The sequence below is a fragment of the Weizmannia sp. WK01 genome (genome assembly GCF_025905465.1).
GTDB lineage: Bacteria > Bacillota > Bacilli > Bacillales > Bacillaceae_C > Weizmannia > Weizmannia faecalis.
Genome location: NZ_CP109616.1, coordinates 1,028,154 through 1,045,524 on the forward strand (window position 1 = coordinate 1,028,154; position 17,371 = coordinate 1,045,524).

Below are 17,371 nucleotides of genomic sequence, written 5' to 3' on the forward strand. Positions count from 1 at the left end.
AATCTTACACCTGGTTCTATCATCTTTACAAACTCTTAACATTCCATTCATATCTGCTTAATACCGCACGATTATCTTTAAAAGTGCAAGGAGCAAGCCAATAAAAAACAGGGGGCAAAAAAATGAAGAAAAAGTTTGCAGCGGTATTTGGCTTATTCACGATTTTCGCAGTGATTGCAGCTGGGTGCGGGAACGCAAAAGAGACGACAGTATCCGGCAAGGGCGCAAAACAGGAAAGCATCACGTCCGTAGGTTCAACCGCACTCCAGCCGCTCGTGCAGGAAGCCGCGACACAATATATGAATGATCATTCTGGTGCAACCATTAACGTACAGGGCGGCGGCAGCGGAACCGGCTTGAGCAAAGTTGCGGAAGGCGCTGTCCAAATCGGGAATTCTGACGTTTTTGCCGAGGAAAAAGACGGCATTGACGCAAGCAAAATTACGGACCATAAAGTTGCGGTTGTTGGATTTGCGCCGGTTGCAAATCAGGATATCGGCGTCGATAACCTGACAAAACAGCAGCTGATCGGCATTTTCACTGGAAAAATTAAAAACTGGAAAGAAGTCGGCGGAAAAGACCTGAAAATCGTTGTGATCAATCGTGCGGAAGGATCTGGCACACGGGCCGTCTTTGAAAAACAGGCTTTAGATGGCGCTACTGCAGTGAAGGCGCAGGAACAGGACTCTTCGGGTACTGTGCAAAAAATTGTCAACGAAACACCGGGGGCTATCAGCTATCTCGCATTCTCTTATATGAACAATAAAGTCAAAGCTTTAAAAGTGGACGGCGTTGAACCGACAGAAGAGAACGTCAAAACAAACAAATGGAAAATTTGGGCTTATGAACATATGTACACAAAAGGAAAGGCAAAAGGCTTAACGAAAAAGTTTATAGATTACATGCTTTCGGATGAAGTGCAAAAAAACCTCGTTCCGAAACTCGGGTACATGCCTATTTCTGAAATGCAAGTTGAACGGGATGCAAGCGGAAACGTTACAACAAAATAAAGTGGATTTAAAACTTTGCGGAGCTCTGAACTGATGCAAGCAGCAGAATGATCGCCAGAACGATACGGTTTCCGGTTATCCGGGGCACGTCCGGCGGCACATTTCTGCTTGTCTTGTCCTTTTTTGAAAACCGCAACTGAAAAGGATAGACCATGTAAAAGCACAAGCAGCCAAGCGGGCAGAGCGGGTTGCTCGCAAAGCAGAAATGAGTTCGGCAATCAAAGCGGCAACCATGCCCGTTTTTCAAAACCGCAACTGAAAAGGATAGACCATGTAAAAGCACAAGCAGCCGAGCGGGTAAAATAGGTTGCTCGCAAGGCAGAAATGAGTTCGGCAATCAAAGTGGCAACCATGCCCGTTTTTCAAAACCGCAACTGAAAGGGATAGACCAAGTAAAAGCACAAGCAGCCGAGCGGGTAAAATAGGTTGTTCGAAAACAAAATGAGTTCGACAAACAAGCGGCAACCATGCTCTTTTTTCAAAACCGCAACTGAAAAGGATAGACCGTGTAAAAGCACAAACAGCCGAGCGGGCAAAGCAGGTTGCTCGCAAAGTAGAAATTCATCCGGAAATCAAAGCGGCAACCATGCCCGTTTTTAGAAACCGTAACCGGAAGGGGATTTGAACAACGTGAGTGAAAATGCACTCAAATGGACAGAACAGGTTGTCAAAAATAAAGCTAAGCCGCGTTCGAAAATCAAAATAGAACGGCGCGGGAAAATGATGACACTGATTTGCATTGCTTTGATGGCGGTTGTTGCCACATCAATTTTTATTTTTGTCGCAACAAAAGGGCTTGCCCTTTTCTTTGAACATCACGCCAGTGTCCTAGAATTTTTCACCGGAAAAGACTGGAATCCGGGCAAAAAGGATGCTGCTGGAAACCCGGTTGCGGGCGCTTTGCCGATGATAACCGGTTCCTTTGCTGTAACATTTCTTGCCGCTATCGCCTGTGCGCCGCTTGCAATCGGCGGGGCTGTATTTATGACGGAAATTTCCGCTAAACGGGGGCAAAAAATGTTGCAGCCGGTCATCGAATTGCTTGTCGGCATTCCGTCGGTTGTTTACGGATTTATTGGATTAAGCGTCGTCGTTCCTTTTCTTCGTGAACATATATCAGGAAGCGGCTTTGGCATTGCGGCAGGAACCATTGTGCTTGCAGTCATGATTTTGCCGACTGTGATGAGTTTGTCGGTGGATGCAATCCGGGCTGTGCCCGATTCGCTCCGGGAAGCCTCGCTTGCGCTTGGGGCGACGCGTTGGCAAACGACTTACAAAGTAGTGCTGCGGACGGCGCGGCCGGGCCTGTTAACAGCTGTTATTTTCGGGATGGCCCGGGCATTCGGCGAAGCGCTCGCGGTGCAGATGGTGATTGGCAACGCAACGGTGATGCCCCGTTCATTGTTCGAACCGGCATCCACTTTAACGAGCATTTTAACGATGGGCATGGGCAATACCGTGATGGGAAGCGTGGAAAATAACGCGCTTTGGACGTTGGCGCTCGTGCTGCTGCTCATGTCGCTCGTCTTTATCATCATCGTCCGTTTTATCGGCCGCAGGAGGGATGCATCATGAAAGCAAAAATGGCGGACCGTATCGCAACATCCGTTCTTTACTTCATTGCCATGTTTATCGTCGCCATTCTTGCGGGGCTCGTCGGATACATTCTTGTAAAAGGGCTGCCGCACGTTAGCTGGTCATTCATTTCGTCCCCTCCCCAAACCTTTAAAGAAGGCGGGGGAATCGGGCCACAGTTGTTCAATTCCTTTTATTTACTCGTGTTGACAATGGTGATCAGCATGCCAATCGCACTTGGCGCAGGTATTTATATGGCAGAGTATGCACGGAAAAACCGGCTGACGGATTTGCTCAGGACGGCGATTGAAGTGTTGTCTTCGCTTCCGTCTATTGTGGTCGGGCTGTTTGGTTTTCTGTTCTTTGTCCTGTCGATGGGCTGGGGATTTTCGATTTTGTCCGGCGCGTTTGCATTGGCGCTTTTCAATTTGCCGCTGCTGGTCCGGGTCGTGGAAGATTCGCTCCGTGCCATTTCGCCAGCGCAGCGGGAAGCAGGCCTTGCACTTGGGGTGTCAAGATGGGAAACGATTCAATCGGTGCTGCTTCCGGCTGCGTTGCCGGGGATCATCACCGGGATTATTTTGGCCTCCGGGCGCGTTTTCGGCGAAGCGGCAGCCCTAATTTATACAGCAGGCATGAGCTCGCCGAATCTTGATTTTTCAAACTGGAACCCGTTCAGCATGAACTCTCCGCTGAATCCGCTCCGCCCGGCTGAAACATTGGCTGTGCACATTTGGAAAATCAACGGGGAAGGCCTCATGCCGGATGCCGCGTCCGTATCAAGCGGCGCGTCCGCAGTGCTGATCCTGTTTGTGCTCATCTTTAATTTTTCAGCAAGGTTTATCGGCAAATGGCTCCACAACCGGATGACTTCGCAATGAAGGCACCGTATCCATTTGGAAACGTGCCGTGCCTGCTTTCAAATCGGTGCATGGCAGGATTAAAAGCAACAGCTTCGCAACCGGATAAGTGGGGATGTTCAAAAACTAACAACGCTACGTCTGTTTGGCATCATAGCTCGTTTTTACTTAGAGAGAATGAGAAGCAAACAGCTCGACAATCGGTTGAGTTCGCCATAAGAGGTTGGGCATGTACCGTTCCAAAAACTGGTAACGGCCATCCGTATCAAACGCTAGGCTTGCACACGTTTCCTTTTAGCCAAGACAAAAAACAGATCCACCTGAATCATTTCACAATAAAAGGAGGAATGACCCATGGCAGTATCGATGCTGGCACGGAATGAAAAAATAGTGCTACCCGCGGTTGAAATCCCTGGGCAGATGCCGGAAGCACAGAACATTATCATCGAAACCAAAAATTTAAGTGTTTTTTACGGGGAAAAAGCAGCGATCCAAAATGTTAGCCTCGCGTTTCCCGAACATCAGGTGACGGCATTAATCGGCCCGTCCGGATGCGGAAAATCCACCTTTTTGCGGAGCCTGAACCGCATGAATGATGAAATTGCAGGCTGCAGGATGTCCGGCGGAATTTTTTATAAAGGAGCCGACATCACCCTTTCGTGCGCGGACGTTTTTGAAATCCGAAAGCATATCGGCATGGTGTTCCAGCGCCCGAATCCGTTCGCAAAATCGGTTTTTGAAAATGTCGCGTTCGGCCCAAAGCACCATGGCGTGAAGAAAAAAGCATGGCTGGAAGAAATTGTCGAAGAAAGCTTAAAAAAAGCTGCATTATGGGATGAAGTGAAGGACCGCCTGCATACGTCCGCGCTTGCCCTATCAGGCGGCCAACAGCAGCGGCTCTGTATTGCAAGGGCGCTCGCCATGAACCCAGATGTCCTGCTTCTTGATGAACCGGCATCGGCGCTCGATCCGGTCTCAACCGGTAAAATTGAGGAACTGATGCTCGAACTGAAAAAAGATTATACCGTTGCCATTGTCACGCACAACTTGCAGCAGGCCGCCCGCATTTCTGACAAAACCGCCTTCTTTTACATGGGTGCACTGATCGAAGCGGGGGACACGACGAAAATGTTTACTAAACCGGAAAAACAACAAACAAGGGATTACTTATCCGGCTTTTTTGGCTAAATCCTGGTGGAAAAGGAGAAATGCAAAATGGCAACAGTATTGGAAAAACGGGCAGACAACCAAACGGCTATCCGTGCCGAGCATGTAAATGTGTTTTATAAAAACTTCCAGGCCCTTTACGATATCAATCTGGCATTTCCAAAAAAGCATGTAACAGCACTGATCGGCCCGTCCGGATGCGGAAAATCCACGTTTTTAAGGACGTTGAACCGAATGAATGACAACATCCCCGGTTTCCGAATGGAAGGCCATGTTACGATTGGAGACGAAAATATTTATGCGCCGAAAACGGATGTTGTCCAATTAAGAAAAAAGGTCGGCATGGTCTTCCAGCGCCCGAATCCGTTTCCGATGTCCATTTACGATAATGTCGCGTACGGACCGCGCATCCACGGCGTTAAAAACCGGCATGTGCTTGATGAAATGGTAGAAAGATGTTTGCTTCAGGCTGCGCTGTGGGATGAAGTGAAAGACCGCCTTCATACATCTGCCGCGGGGCTTTCCGGCGGGCAGCAGCAAAGGCTTGTGCTTGCGAGGGTGCTCGCGGTTGAACCGGGTATTATTTTAATGGACGAACCGGCATCGGCGCTTGATCCGGTATCGGCCGCAAAAATTGAGGAGTTGATCCTTGAGTTGAAGGCGCAATACACAATCATCATCGTCACCCATAATATGCAGCAGGCGATGCGCGTGTCCGGACATACCGCTTTCTTTTTGAATGGCAGGGTGGTGGAATTCGCTGAAACAACCAAAATGTTTACAAATCCTGCATCGAAGCAGACAGAAGACTATATTTCAGGACGGTTCGGCTAATCCTTTCCATCGCTTGACAGGTGAAGGAAAGCACATTTTCCATTCAAGTTCAGCTGAGAGGGCAACCGTGCAGCTGACATTTCTGTTTTCTTGAGCCTGAAATGCACAAAAAAAAGCACGTTCACGAAGCGTGTTCTTTTCGTGTACCCGGTGAGCGGAACCATGGCAACAAAACGGAAAAAAGGTCCCGGCAAATCCGGAAAAATCCTGAAACACTCTTTCACTAAAATTTCTCCTCGTGCTATAATAGTTCAGTACTGTATGGCGAATGATAAAATCAGTAATGATTTGGAGGAGCAACAATGAAAACAGCCGTCTTGGTTCCTTGTTATAACGAAGAACTGACGATTGCAAAGGTGATCCGGGACTTTAAGAGAGAGTTGCCTGACGCGGACATATATGTTTATGATAATAATTCAACGGATCGTACATATGAAATTGCCCGGGAAAACGGGGCCATTGTAAAAAAAGAACCGCGCCAGGGAAAAGGCAATGTCGTAAGAGCCATGTTCTTTGAAATTGATGCAGATTACTATGTAATGGTAGACGGGGATGATACGTATCCTGCTGAATTTGTACATCAATTGTTAGAGCCTTTAAAAACAGGCGAAGCCGATATGACCATTGGGGACAGGCTGTCAAACGGCACTTACGAAAAAGAAAATAAACGGGCTTTTCATAACCTGGGAAACAATTTGGTAAGAAGTTTAATCAACAAGCTTTACAAAAGCAATATCCAGGATATTATGACGGGATACCGTGCATTTAACCGCTTGTTTGTACGTTCTTTTCCTGTGGTAAGCAAAGGTTTTGAAATTGAAACAGAGATGAGCATCCATTCGCTCGATAAAGGATTTAAAATCAAAGAAATTCCCATTGACTACCGCGATCGTCCGGAAGGGAGCGAGTCAAAACTCAACACTTTTTCCGACGGCCTGAAGGTAATCAAAACGATTTTTACCCTTTTTAAAGATTACAAACCGATGCTATTTTTCACATTTTGGGCCGTCATTTTGCTTATTCTCGGGCTCGTAGCGGGCGTGCCGGTTATTGTGGAATTTTTCCACACCCATTACATTACAAAAGTACCGTCAGCGATCCTGGCAGTCGGTCTTGTCCTGATGGCCATGCTTTCTTTTGCCTGTGCGCTCATTCTGGATACGGTTGTCAGCCACTCCCGCAAGCAATATGAAATGGAGCTTCACGCCGTTTACGAAGAATTAAAAAGAGAAAAGGAATGGAGCAGGTAATGTTTGCGCATCAAAAGACCATGCAGGCGGTACTTAGTTTAGTGATCGGCATCTTGGTAGGACCCGGTTTTCTGCTTTTTTCTTATTCTTTTAAAAGCGTGCCCGGTTGGTATCCGGTTTTTTTCGCGCTGGCCGGTAGCTTTCTGGCATACGGTGCCATTTTTTGGAATATTGGCCGGATGAAGCGCCCTTTAAAATGGGGTTCTTTTCTTTTTTCCCTTGTGCTCTCGGTCATTGTCACATTTGCCTTAAAAGGGCCGCAGCAGCATCTGGCGCACCAGCCCTTTTTGATAAACTGCCTTATTTATCTTGCAACGATTGTGTTTTTGCTATTTGCCATGCTGCTGGCGATCAAAATATTGTATTCTTTAACAGAGAGCCGGGCAGAAGGGGATGTTCCCAAGAGGCATATTCTTTATTTTTCAATCCTGCCTTTATTGATCTCCCTTCTGTACTTCTGGGCTTTTTATCCGGGCATTTTAATGGCTGATTCTGTCAATCAGTGGCAGCAGGCACACTCCACTTTTTACAATGACTGGCACCCTGCTGTGATGACGTGGATTATCAAATTGGCGGCCCGCATATGGGATACGCCGGCATCATATGTGATTTTCCAGTTCATCTTGACAGCGCTGATTACCGGATACGTCTTTTATGTATTTGAAAAATTAAGGATCAAAAAGCCGGTTTTATGGCTGGGGTATGCGTTTTTCTGCTTTTTGCCGCTTATCCCGCTTTATTCTGTCGTGATTTGGAAAGATACGTTGTTCAGTTATTTTCTGCTGGCGTTTACGGTTATGCTGATTCAGATCATTGATTCGAACGGCAAATGGCTGCGGTCGTTCTCCCATTTGTTGTTTTTGTACTTATCCGTTTGCGGTGTCATTTTTTACCGGCATAACGGCTGGCCGGTGCTGCTTGCAACGATTGTTATTTTTCTTTTTTTCCTGCGAAAACGGTATTGGTATATGTATGGCGTTTTCGCGCTTGCGGTCATTACGTTCCTAATTGTGACAGGCCCGGTTTACAAGCATTATAAAGTGTTTCCGGCTGATGAAACGGAATCGTATTCCATTCTTTACCAGCAGATTGGAAGGATTGTGAAGGAAAACGGGCATATAACGCCTGCCCAAAGAGCCGTGATCAATCAGGTGATGCCGATTCCGGATTGGAAAAAATATTATCAGCCGACAGACGTTGATCGGATAAAGTTTACGCCGCACTTTGACCGTGCGTATATTAAATCCCATAAAAAAGCCTTTTTCAGTACGTGGTTCGCGCTATGCCGGCAAAATCCAAAACTTGCTTTGGAAGCTTTTTACGATCAGGAAAAGCTTTCGTGGAAACTGTATATTTCCGGCGAAGAGTTGCGCCGCCCGATTTTCCGGAACAAGGATTTTGAGAAGTACCGTCCCGTTTATTTTATGACCCAAAAGAATGTGCAAAAATATCATGTTCATTATAAATGGTTCTATTATAAAGATTATGGATCAGATCTGGCGAATACAAAACTTTCGTCGCGCATTACGCAAATCAATCAGACATTTTCACAAGGGATGCTCCGTGTGCTTATGATGCCGGCGTTCTATTTGTATCTCATCCTTTTGTTTTTGTTTACTGCCATTTTAAAAGGAAACTGGCGGTTTGTGCTCGCGGCTGTTCCGATGTTTTTAAATCTCGGTTCCATGTTCGCGGCGATTCCGGCCCAGGACATCCGCTACTTTTTTCCAAACTTTTTACTGGCGGTGCCGTTTTTCTTCCTTGCAACATTAACAAGCAGAAAGCGTGATAGCCATGGGTAATTCTATTTTTCAATCGATCCGTAAAAATAAAACGGGCATTTTGCTGATTATGCTTGCGGCATTTTCCACCTCTGTCGGACAGATGCTGTGGAAAATGTCCGGCCATTTTTTGGATGGATACTTTGTGATCGGCTTTTTTCTCTATTTTTGCGGCGCCCTGCTGATGATTGTTGCATTTCGTTTCGGGGATCTTTCTGTCCTTCACCCGCTTTTAAGTATGGGGTATATTTTTTCCCTTTTTCTGGGGAGCATTTTTTTAGGAGAACATATGACGCCTTTCAAAATCATCGGCACTTGCATCATTTTTGCAGGGGCGGCGCTGATAGGGGGCGGGGATGCTGATTAAGCTTGTACTGCTTCTATGCATGACGCTGTTAGGGTCATTGGGGGGCTTCTTTTTCAAAAAATGCACTTCCAGAGGATTAAAGCTGAGCGGATTTTTCATTGTCAATCTTGGTATTGGCGGTGTTTTCTATGTATTAGGGGCATTGCTGAATATTCAGTTGCTGAAAATGATGCCGTATACGATTGTGTATCCATTAACATCCATCACATATATTTGGACCTTGATCCTTTCTTCCCTTTTTTTGTCGGAAAAAATGAACAGGAGAAAATGGTTCGGGATTCTGCTCGTCATTACAGGGGCATTTTTCCTTACCATGTAGATTTAAATCAGCTCTGAGGAGTAAAAATTTTTCGTGATAATTTAACTATTCCCCCCCCCAAAAATGCGGCTAAATATGTAATAATTTAAATAATTAGAGCTTGCTGGACGAATATTTTGGCATGGCTTAGTGACAAGTCGAATACAAGCTAAAATTTGATTCGTTCAGCAAGCCCTAATTAAACTTGGCTGTTTTGAGGGGGTTTTTATTTTGGTTACTAGAAAAGAAAAAAGAAATCGTGAAAAAGAAGCAAATTATTTTTTCGAGTTCCTTAAAATTCAGAAGCATTTTTTCAAAGACCTGATGAATAACCTAAAAAAGGTAGCAGACCACCGACATCAAAGCTATATCACTTATGGTCCAGAGGTCCTTTTATTTACGATGATGTTGAAAAATATGACCGGCCTAAAATCCATGAGAAACATGAGTGAGCGTTTTAATAAAGAAGAATGTATTAAAAATGTAGGGAAGGTGTTAGGCTTAGATTCTCTTGAAGAACTTCCACATTATGATACAATTAACGACTTTTTATCTGGCTTAGATGTAAATGAATTAGAAAAAATTAGAACGTATATGATTAAAGAATTATTGAAAAAAAGGTCTCTCGAGTCTTATCGAATTGAAGGAAAGTACTGGGGTGTCATCATTGATGGAACTGGATTACACACCTTTCATGAGAAACATTGTAAACACTGCCTGAGACGGGCATATACAAATAAAGAAACAGGAGAAACGAACGTACTTTATATGCACCATGTACTTGAAGCCAAGCTTGTCGTGGGGGATATGGTCTTCAGTATTGCCTCCGAATTTATCGAAAATGAATCAGAAAATGTTTCTAAGCAAGATTGTGAATTAAAAGCCTTCGACAGGCTGGCAAAGAAAATAAAAAAAATATTTAAAAGACTACCGATTTGTATCTTGGGAGATAGTCTCTATGCATGTGAAACGGTATTTAATCTGTGCAGGGCGCACAAATGGAAATATATATGCAGATTTAAGGAAGGGAGAATTAAAAGTATCTCGACGGAGTTTAAGGCAATAAAAGAGCTGGAACAAAGTAAGGATCAGAATTCATTAGTTTGGGTGAATGATATTGCCTACAAAGACAGAACGGTCAATCTGATGGAGGCCACAATGAAAACAGAGGATGGGAAATCGAAAGAGTATGTATTTATAACGGATATTAAAATCACGAAAAAGAACGTGGAACGACTCATCGCTGCAGGAAGAAGCCGCTGGAAGATTGAAAATCAAGGATTTAACGAACAAAAAAATAATCGTTACAATATAGAACATGCCAATAGCCAAAACTACACAGCCATGAAAAATCATTATTTATTAGTTCAAATAACAGATATTATTAGACAGCTGTTTGAAAAAGGTTCGTCAATCTTAAAAGCACTCAAAAAAACGGCAAAAGAAAAATCCTCAAATCTGTTGGAATCGTTTCGGACACGCATTTTAACAGACGAGGATTTCACCCATTTAAGTAAGCCAATACAAGTAAGGTTTACTTAATGGTTATATTATAGCAAAGGATGTGATGTAAAAAAAGGTTTTTTTGAAGTTATCCACAATTTTAAAAAAGAAATTTGCAAATTCGGCTCTTTTTGACTTTGAAAGCAGAAAAAATAGATGGAAAAATTTTCTAAATGTGGATAAGTCATTTTATCATAAAACATCTAAAAATTGATGAATTTACTCTTCAGAACTGGATTTAAATCCAGTTGCTTGACGCTGGGTTTATTTTTTTCTAGAATAGTGGAAATATCAAAAAACCAGTCCCAATCCTATAAGAAAAGAAAATCGGACAGCAAGGAGGGAGCAGGATGGGGGTTCACCAATATTTTAAAAGTTTGTCTGACCTGGAAAAAATTTACCGTTGCCCGGGCAAATTTAAATTTCAAGAACACTCGGTGGCAGCCCATTCTTTTAAAGTGGCAAAAATCGCCCAGTTTTTCGGCCATGTGGAAGAGAAAGCCGGCAATAAAGTGAACTGGCGCGCGCTCTATCAAAAGGCGCTGAATCATGATTATCCGGAACTGTTTACAGGCGACATCAAAACGCCGGTCAAATATTCTTCAAAAGAGCTGCATGAGTTGTTCAAACAAGTCGAGGAAGAAATGACGAAAAACTTTATCAACGGCGTGTTTCCGGAAGAATACCGGGAAATTTATTTTGACTTGTTCAAAGAAGGCAAGGACGATACGTTAGAAGGAAAAATATTATCCGTTTCCGACAAAGTCGATCTTTTGTATGAATCTTTCGGGGAAATCCAAAAAGGCAATCCGGAACCGCTGTTTCTGGAAATTTACGAGGAATCGCTGCGGACCATTTTGCAGTTTTCGGGGCTTGCATCCGTCCAATACTTTTTAACGTCCATTTTGCCTGATTTGCTCGCAGAACGTTTTATCGAACGGAGCCAGTTGCGCGGCATTACAAATGAAATCATTGAAAATGAATTCAAAAGATAATTCATTTTCAATGATTTTTCTTGTATTTTCGGGTGGAATGTTAAAAAATAGGGATAGCAGAAGTAAGGGCTTGGAGTGGGGTGAGGATGATCGTTCAATTGGTGGTAGCCGCTGTTTTTCCATGCTTTCTCGTCATCTTTTTTTCGCGGGTTACGTTTAACCAAGTGATTGGGTTGATTCTTACGGTTGCGCTCATTGTCGCTTCCGTTTATAAAGGCTATACGCGCACGTGGCCGGTGTATATCGTGGATGCAGCTTCATTGACAATCGGGTTTTATTTTGCTAATACAATGATACGGAAGGCAAAGATGAAAAAAGGAATGAAAAAATGAAGACGGAGGCACCCATGACCGGATTCAAAATGGACCCTGCAGAAAAGCAGCGGGTTCTGCGGGAAATACAGCAATTTGTCTGGGAACAGACAGGTGAAGAAATCGGCGTGATTGCCGCACAGGCGTATTTTGACTTTTTTCAGGAAAAGCTTGCGGCACACTACTATAATAAGGGAATTGAGGATGCGAAGAAAATATGGGAAGGGCAAAATGCACGTCTTGAAGAAGAATGGTACGCCCTGGAAATCCCGGTGAAATAACGGCCATCCGTTCCTAAAAGCGGTAGGGAAAATCCTTACCGTTCTTTCTTATGAAAAAGATAGAAAACTTGTTCGCTTTTTGTTGGAGACAGGGCAGGATTTATGTTAAAATAAAAAGACTGAAAGACGAAGAACGCCTTTTAAGGTTGAAATAGATGATGCCGGTTAAGGAGGCTCATGGATGGAACAGCATGCTTTTGAACTTGTTTCGAAATACAAGCCGGAGGGGGACCAGCCGGAAGCGATCCGCCAGCTTGTGGACGGCATCCGTGCAGGCAAAAAGATTCAGACACTGCTCGGGGCGACCGGAACGGGAAAAACGTTTACGGTTTCGAATGTGATTAAAGAAGTGAATAAGCCGACGCTTGTCATTGCCCACAACAAAACGCTGGCCGGGCAATTGTACAGCGAGTTTAAGGAGTTTTTCCCGAACAATGCAGTAGAGTATTTCGTCAGTTATTACGATTATTACCAGCCTGAAGCGTACGTGCCGCAAACCGATACGTATATTGAAAAAGATGCAAGCATTAATGATGAAATTGACAAACTGCGGCACTCGGCAACGTCTGCCCTGTTTGAGCGCAATGATGTCATTATTATTGCGAGCGTCTCCTGTATTTACGGCTTAGGTTCGCCGGAAGAATACCGCGAGCTTGTCGTCTCGCTCCGGACCGGGATGGAAATCGAGCGGAACCAGTTATTGCGGCGGCTTGTCGATATCCAGTATGCCCGCAATGATATTGACTTCCAGCGCGGGACGTTCCGTGTGCGCGGCGATGTCGTCGAAATTTTCCCGGCTTCGCGCGATGAACACTGCATCCGTGTCGAATTTTTCGGCGACGAAATTGACCGGATCCGGGAAGTCGACGCGCTGACCGGCGAGATTATCGGTGACCGCGACCATGTCGCGATTTTCCCGGCTTCCCACTTCGTTACGCGCAATGAGAAACTGCAGATTGCGATCCGGAATATTGAAGCGGAACTCGAAGAACGGCTGAAAGAGCTCCGCGATAACGGCAAACTGCTCGAAGCGCAACGGCTCGAACAGCGGACGCGCTATGATCTGGAAATGATGCGGGAAATGGGCTTTTGTTCCGGGATTGAAAACTATTCCCGCCATTTGGCGCTGCGCCCGCCCGGTTCGACGCCGTATACGCTTCTGGACTATTTCCCGAAAGATTTTCTGCTCGTCATTGACGAGTCCCATGTTACGCTCCCGCAAATCAGGGGAATGTTTAATGGGGACCAGGCGCGCAAGCAGGTGCTCGTCGACCACGGGTTCCGGCTGCCGTCCGCGCTTGACAACCGGCCGCTCCGGTTTGAGGAATTTGAAAAACATATTTCGCAAATGATTTGCGTATCCGCTACGCCGGGGCCGTATGAACTCGAGCATACGCCGAAAATGGTGGAACAAATTATCCGCCCGACAGGCCTTTTGGATCCGGAAATTGAGGTGCGGCCGATCGAAGGGCAAATCGACGACCTGCTCGGGGAAATCCAGGACAGAATTGAGAAAAATGAGCGCGTGCTTGTCACGACACTGACGAAAAAAATGGCGGAAGATTTGACGGACTACTTGAAAGAAGTGGGCATTAAAGTCCAGTATCTCCACTCTGAAGTAAAAACGCTTGAACGGATTGAAATTATCCGCGACCTCCGTCTCGGCAAATATGATTGTATCGTCGGCATCAACCTGCTCCGGGAAGGGCTGGACATCCCGGAAGTGTCGCTTGTTGCCATTCTCGATGCCGATAAGGAAGGCTTCCTGCGTTCCGAACGCTCGCTGATCCAGACGATCGGCCGCGCCGCTCGGAACGCAAACGGCAAAGTGATCATGTACGCCGACAGAATCACGGATTCGATGGAAAAAGCGATCAGCGAAACGAAACGGCGCCGTGCCGTCCAGGAAGCCTATAACAAAAAACATGGCATCACGCCGAAAACGATCCAAAAAGATATCCGCGATACGATCCACGCGACCTATGCGGCGGAAGATGCAGCGCCGTATGAAGCGGAAGAAACGAAAAAGCCGCTGACAAAAGAAGAGCGCATACGGATGATTGCAGAACTGGAAGAAAAGATGAAAGAAGCGGCAAAAGCGCTTGACTTCGAGCAGGCTGCCCGGTACCGTGATGCCCTTTTAGAACTGAAAGCAGGTGATGACCACAATGGTATTAGATAAAATTGAAGTAAAAGGGGCCCGCGTTCATAATTTAAAAAATATTGATGCAACCTTGCCGCGGGACCAGCTTGTTGTGCTGACGGGATTGTCCGGGTCCGGAAAATCTTCGCTCGCATTTGATACGATTTATGCGGAAGGGCAGCGGCGCTATGTTGAATCGCTGTCCGCCTATGCCCGGCAATTTTTAGGGCAGATGGACAAGCCGGATGTGGATGCGATTGAAGGTCTTTCCCCGGCAATCTCCATCGACCAGAAGACAACGAGCCGAAATCCGCGTTCCACCGTCGGGACGGTAACAGAAATTTATGATTATTTGCGGCTTCTGTATGCCCGCGTCGGCCACCCGATCTGCCCGAACCATGGCATTGAAATTGCATCGCAGACGGTCGAACAAATGGTGGACCGGATCATGGCATATCCGGAACGGACACGGCTCCAGGTGCTTGCCCCGGTGGTATCGGGTAAAAAAGGCCGGCATGTGAAACTGCTGGATGATATTAAGAAACAGGGTTTCGTCCGCGTCCGCATTGACGGGGAAATGCTCGACCTCGGCGAAGAAATCGAGCTGGACAAAAACAAAAAACATTCCATTGATATCGTTGTTGACCGTATTGTCGTAAAAGATGGAATTGAGCCCCGCCTGGCCGATTCGCTTGAAACCGCGCTGAAATTGGCGGACGGGCGTGTGGTAATTGATGTGATCGGGGAAGAGGAACTGCTGTTTAGCGAGCACCTTGCCTGCCCGATTTGCGGCTTTTCGATCGACAAACTGGAACCGCGCATGTTTTCGTTCAACAGCCCGTTCGGCGCCTGCCCGGAATGTGACGGGCTCGGGGCAAAGCTTGAAGTGGATCCAAGCCTTGTCATTCCGGACGCCTCGCTTACGCTCAATGAAGGCGCGATCGCCCCGTGGGAACCGATCAGCTCACAATATTATCCGCAGCTCTTAAAAGCGGTGTGCGAGCATTTTGGCATTGACATGGACACGCCTGTAAAAGATTTGCCAAAGCATCAGATGGAGATCATTTTATACGGATCCGGCAATGAACGGATTTATTTCCATTATGAAAATGATTTCGGCCAGGTGCGCGACAATATGATTCAATTTGAAGGCGTACTGAACAATATCGAACGCCGTTACCGCGAAACCAGTTCCGATTTTACGCGCGAGCAGATGGAAAAATATATGGCTCAGCAGCCATGCCCGAAATGCAAAGGTTACCGTCTGAAACCGGAAAGCCTTGCTGTGAAAGTGGGCGGGAAACATATCAGTGAAGTGACGGATTACTCGATCGCGGAAGCCCGCTCCTTTTTTGCCCATCTCGAATTGACGGAAAAAGAGCAGGCGATCGCCCGGCTGATCCTGCGCGAAATCGAATCCCGGCTCGGTTTTCTCGTCAATGTCGGCCTCGATTATTTGACGCTGAGCCGTTCTGCCGGCACGCTCTCCGGCGGCGAAGCCCAGCGCATCCGGCTTGCGACGCAGATCGGATCGAGGCTTACAGGCGTTTTATACATTCTTGATGAACCGTCGATCGGCCTCCATCAGCGCGACAATGACCGCCTGATTGCAACGCTCAGGCAAATGGCTGATATCGGCAATACGCTTATTGTTGTCGAACACGACGAAGATACCATGCTTGCCGCAGACTACTTGATTGACATCGGCCCGGGAGCAGGCGTCCATGGCGGAAAGGTTGTTGCTGCCGGCACGCCGCGCGAGGTGATGAAAAATCCGGATTCACTCACCGGCCAGTATTTATCCGGAAAGAAATTTATCCCGCTCCCGCCTGAACGGCGGAAAGGGGACGGCCGTTTTGTTGAAATCAGGGGCGCGAAAGAAAATAATTTAAAAAACATCAATGTAAAATTCCCGCTCGGCCTGTTTATTGCTGTAACCGGCGTCTCCGGCTCCGGAAAGAGCACGCTTGTCAATGAAATTTTGCATAAGGCGCTTGCCCAAAAATTGCAGCGTGCAAAAGCAAAACCGGGCGCTTACAAAGAAATCAAGGGTATTGAACATCTCGACAAAGTCATTGACATCGACCAGTCCCCGATCGGCAGGACGCCGCGGTCCAACCCGGCGACCTATACCGGCGTGTTCGATGATATCCGCGACGTGTTTGCTTCCACGAACGAAGCAAAAATCCGCGGCTATAAAAAAGGGCGGTTCAGCTTTAACGTCAAGGGCGGCCGGTGTGAAGCCTGCCACGGCGACGGGATTATCAAAATTGAAATGCACTTTTTGCCGGATGTGTACGTACCGTGTGAAGTATGCCACGGCAAACGGTACAACCGTGAAACGCTCGAAGTCCAATACAAGGGCAAAAATATTGCAGATGTCCTCGATATGACGGTGGAAGATGCGATTGCGTTTTTCGAAAACATTCCGAAAATCAGACGGAAACTGCAGACCATCGCGGATGTTGGTCTTGGTTACATCAAACTCGGGCAGCCGGCAACAACCTTGTCCGGCGGCGAAGCGCAGCGCGTGAAACTCGCATCCGAACTGCACCGGCGTTCGACCGGCCGTTCTTTCTATATTTTGGATGAACCGACAACCGGCCTTCACGTCCATGATATTGCCAAACTGCTTGATGTGCTGCAGCGGCTGGTGGAAAACGGCGATACGGTGCTTGTGATCGAGCATAACCTCGATGTCATCAAAACCGCCGACTATATCATTGACCTCGGACCGGAAGGCGGAGATGGCGGCGGAACCGTTGTTGCTACCGGTACGCCGGAAAAAGTTGCGGAACACCCAACCTCCTACACCGGAAAATATTTGAAACCGGTGTTGGAACGCGACCGGGAAAGAATGGAAAAAGAAATAGAAAACCTGGCGCGCTGAGGCATGCTTTTTGTTTTTTCATAAGTGCGACTCTGGCTGTGTTCGCGCCTAAAGTCCCGGACGCCCGCGTTTCTCTACCTCCTGCCCTGCCGGATGAATAACTGAA

General features: G+C 46.5%; 16 protein-coding genes. All 16 read left to right on the top strand.

Translation table 11 applies throughout. The annotated features are described in order from the left end of the window. The first annotated feature begins 122 nt into the window (after window positions 1-122). Window positions 123-1,010 carry a phosphate ABC transporter substrate-binding protein PstS family protein gene (locus OF158_RS04615; protein WP_035182186.1) on the top strand — a complete coding sequence of 296 codons (888 nt, stop codon included), beginning with the start codon at window positions 123-125 and terminating at the stop codon, window positions 1,008-1,010. A 720-nt stretch (window positions 1,011-1,730) separates the two neighbouring features. After that, the gene (gene pstC, locus OF158_RS04620; RefSeq protein WP_225621023.1) at window positions 1,731-2,585 is read left to right on the top strand and encodes a phosphate ABC transporter permease subunit PstC; all 855 of its coding nucleotides are present in this window, start codon (window positions 1,731-1,733) and stop codon (window positions 2,583-2,585) included. Further along, window positions 2,582-3,466: a phosphate ABC transporter permease PstA gene (gene pstA, locus OF158_RS04625; RefSeq protein WP_014095849.1), complete on the top strand. Its 885-nt coding sequence runs from the start codon at window positions 2,582-2,584 to the stop codon at window positions 3,464-3,466. The genes pstC and pstA overlap by 4 nt, the downstream gene beginning before the upstream one ends. Further along, window positions 3,463-3,828 carry a hypothetical protein gene (locus OF158_RS04630; protein ID WP_035182183.1) on the top strand — a complete coding sequence of 122 codons (366 nt, stop codon included), beginning with the start codon at window positions 3,463-3,465 and terminating at the stop codon, window positions 3,826-3,828. Before pstA ends, OF158_RS04630 begins: the two co-directional genes overlap by 4 nt. Continuing rightward, window positions 3,812-4,633, top strand: a complete 822-nt coding sequence (gene pstB / locus OF158_RS04635) for a phosphate ABC transporter ATP-binding protein PstB (protein ID WP_225621024.1) — start codon at window positions 3,812-3,814, stop codon at window positions 4,631-4,633. Before OF158_RS04630 ends, pstB (OF158_RS04635) begins: the two co-directional genes overlap by 17 nt. 27 nt (window positions 4,634-4,660) lie before the next feature. Beyond that, window positions 4,661-5,446, top strand: a complete 786-nt coding sequence (gene pstB / locus OF158_RS04640; RefSeq protein WP_035182176.1) for a phosphate ABC transporter ATP-binding protein PstB — start codon at window positions 4,661-4,663, stop codon at window positions 5,444-5,446. A 302-nt stretch (window positions 5,447-5,748) separates the two neighbouring features. Beyond that, window positions 5,749-6,696 (top strand): glycosyltransferase family 2 protein, encoded by a 948-nt coding sequence (locus tag OF158_RS04645; RefSeq protein ID WP_017551687.1) that lies wholly within the window; start codon window positions 5,749-5,751, stop codon window positions 6,694-6,696. Next, a complete protein-coding gene (locus OF158_RS04650; protein WP_035182173.1) occupies window positions 6,684-8,498 on the top strand; it encodes a DUF6020 family protein in 1,815 nt (604 codons plus the stop codon). Before OF158_RS04645 ends, OF158_RS04650 begins: the two co-directional genes overlap by 13 nt. Further along, on the top strand, window positions 8,491-8,844 hold the full coding sequence (locus OF158_RS04655; protein WP_035182170.1) for a DMT family transporter: 354 nt from the start codon (window positions 8,491-8,493) through the stop codon (window positions 8,842-8,844). Before OF158_RS04650 ends, OF158_RS04655 begins: the two co-directional genes overlap by 8 nt. Then, a complete protein-coding gene (locus OF158_RS04660) occupies window positions 8,834-9,163 on the top strand; it encodes an EamA family transporter (RefSeq protein ID WP_017551713.1) in 330 nt (109 codons plus the stop codon). Before OF158_RS04655 ends, OF158_RS04660 begins: the two co-directional genes overlap by 11 nt. Before the next feature lie 210 nt (window positions 9,164-9,373). Continuing rightward, the gene (locus tag OF158_RS04665; protein ID WP_014095824.1) at window positions 9,374-10,684 is read left to right on the top strand and encodes a transposase; all 1,311 of its coding nucleotides are present in this window, start codon (window positions 9,374-9,376) and stop codon (window positions 10,682-10,684) included. Between the two features lie 311 nt (window positions 10,685-10,995). Further along, window positions 10,996-11,640 carry an HD domain-containing protein gene (locus tag OF158_RS04670; RefSeq protein WP_035182157.1) on the top strand — a complete coding sequence of 215 codons (645 nt, stop codon included), beginning with the start codon at window positions 10,996-10,998 and terminating at the stop codon, window positions 11,638-11,640. An 86-nt stretch (window positions 11,641-11,726) separates the two neighbouring features. Continuing rightward, window positions 11,727-11,972, top strand: coding sequence for a CsbA family protein (locus tag OF158_RS04675; protein ID WP_014095840.1), 246 nt, complete (start codon window positions 11,727-11,729; stop codon window positions 11,970-11,972). A 14-nt stretch (window positions 11,973-11,986) separates the two neighbouring features. Then, a complete protein-coding gene (locus OF158_RS04680) occupies window positions 11,987-12,232 on the top strand; it encodes a DUF2164 domain-containing protein (RefSeq protein WP_225620972.1) in 246 nt (81 codons plus the stop codon). A 181-nt stretch (window positions 12,233-12,413) separates the two neighbouring features. Continuing rightward, window positions 12,414-14,414 carry an excinuclease ABC subunit UvrB gene (gene uvrB, locus OF158_RS04685; protein ID WP_013858672.1) on the top strand — a complete coding sequence of 667 codons (2,001 nt, stop codon included), beginning with the start codon at window positions 12,414-12,416 and terminating at the stop codon, window positions 14,412-14,414. Next, window positions 14,401-17,265: an excinuclease ABC subunit UvrA gene (uvrA, locus tag OF158_RS04690; RefSeq protein WP_035182151.1), complete on the top strand. Its 2,865-nt coding sequence runs from the start codon at window positions 14,401-14,403 to the stop codon at window positions 17,263-17,265. The genes uvrB and uvrA overlap by 14 nt, the downstream gene beginning before the upstream one ends. Window positions 17,266-17,371: the final 106 nt, after the last annotated feature.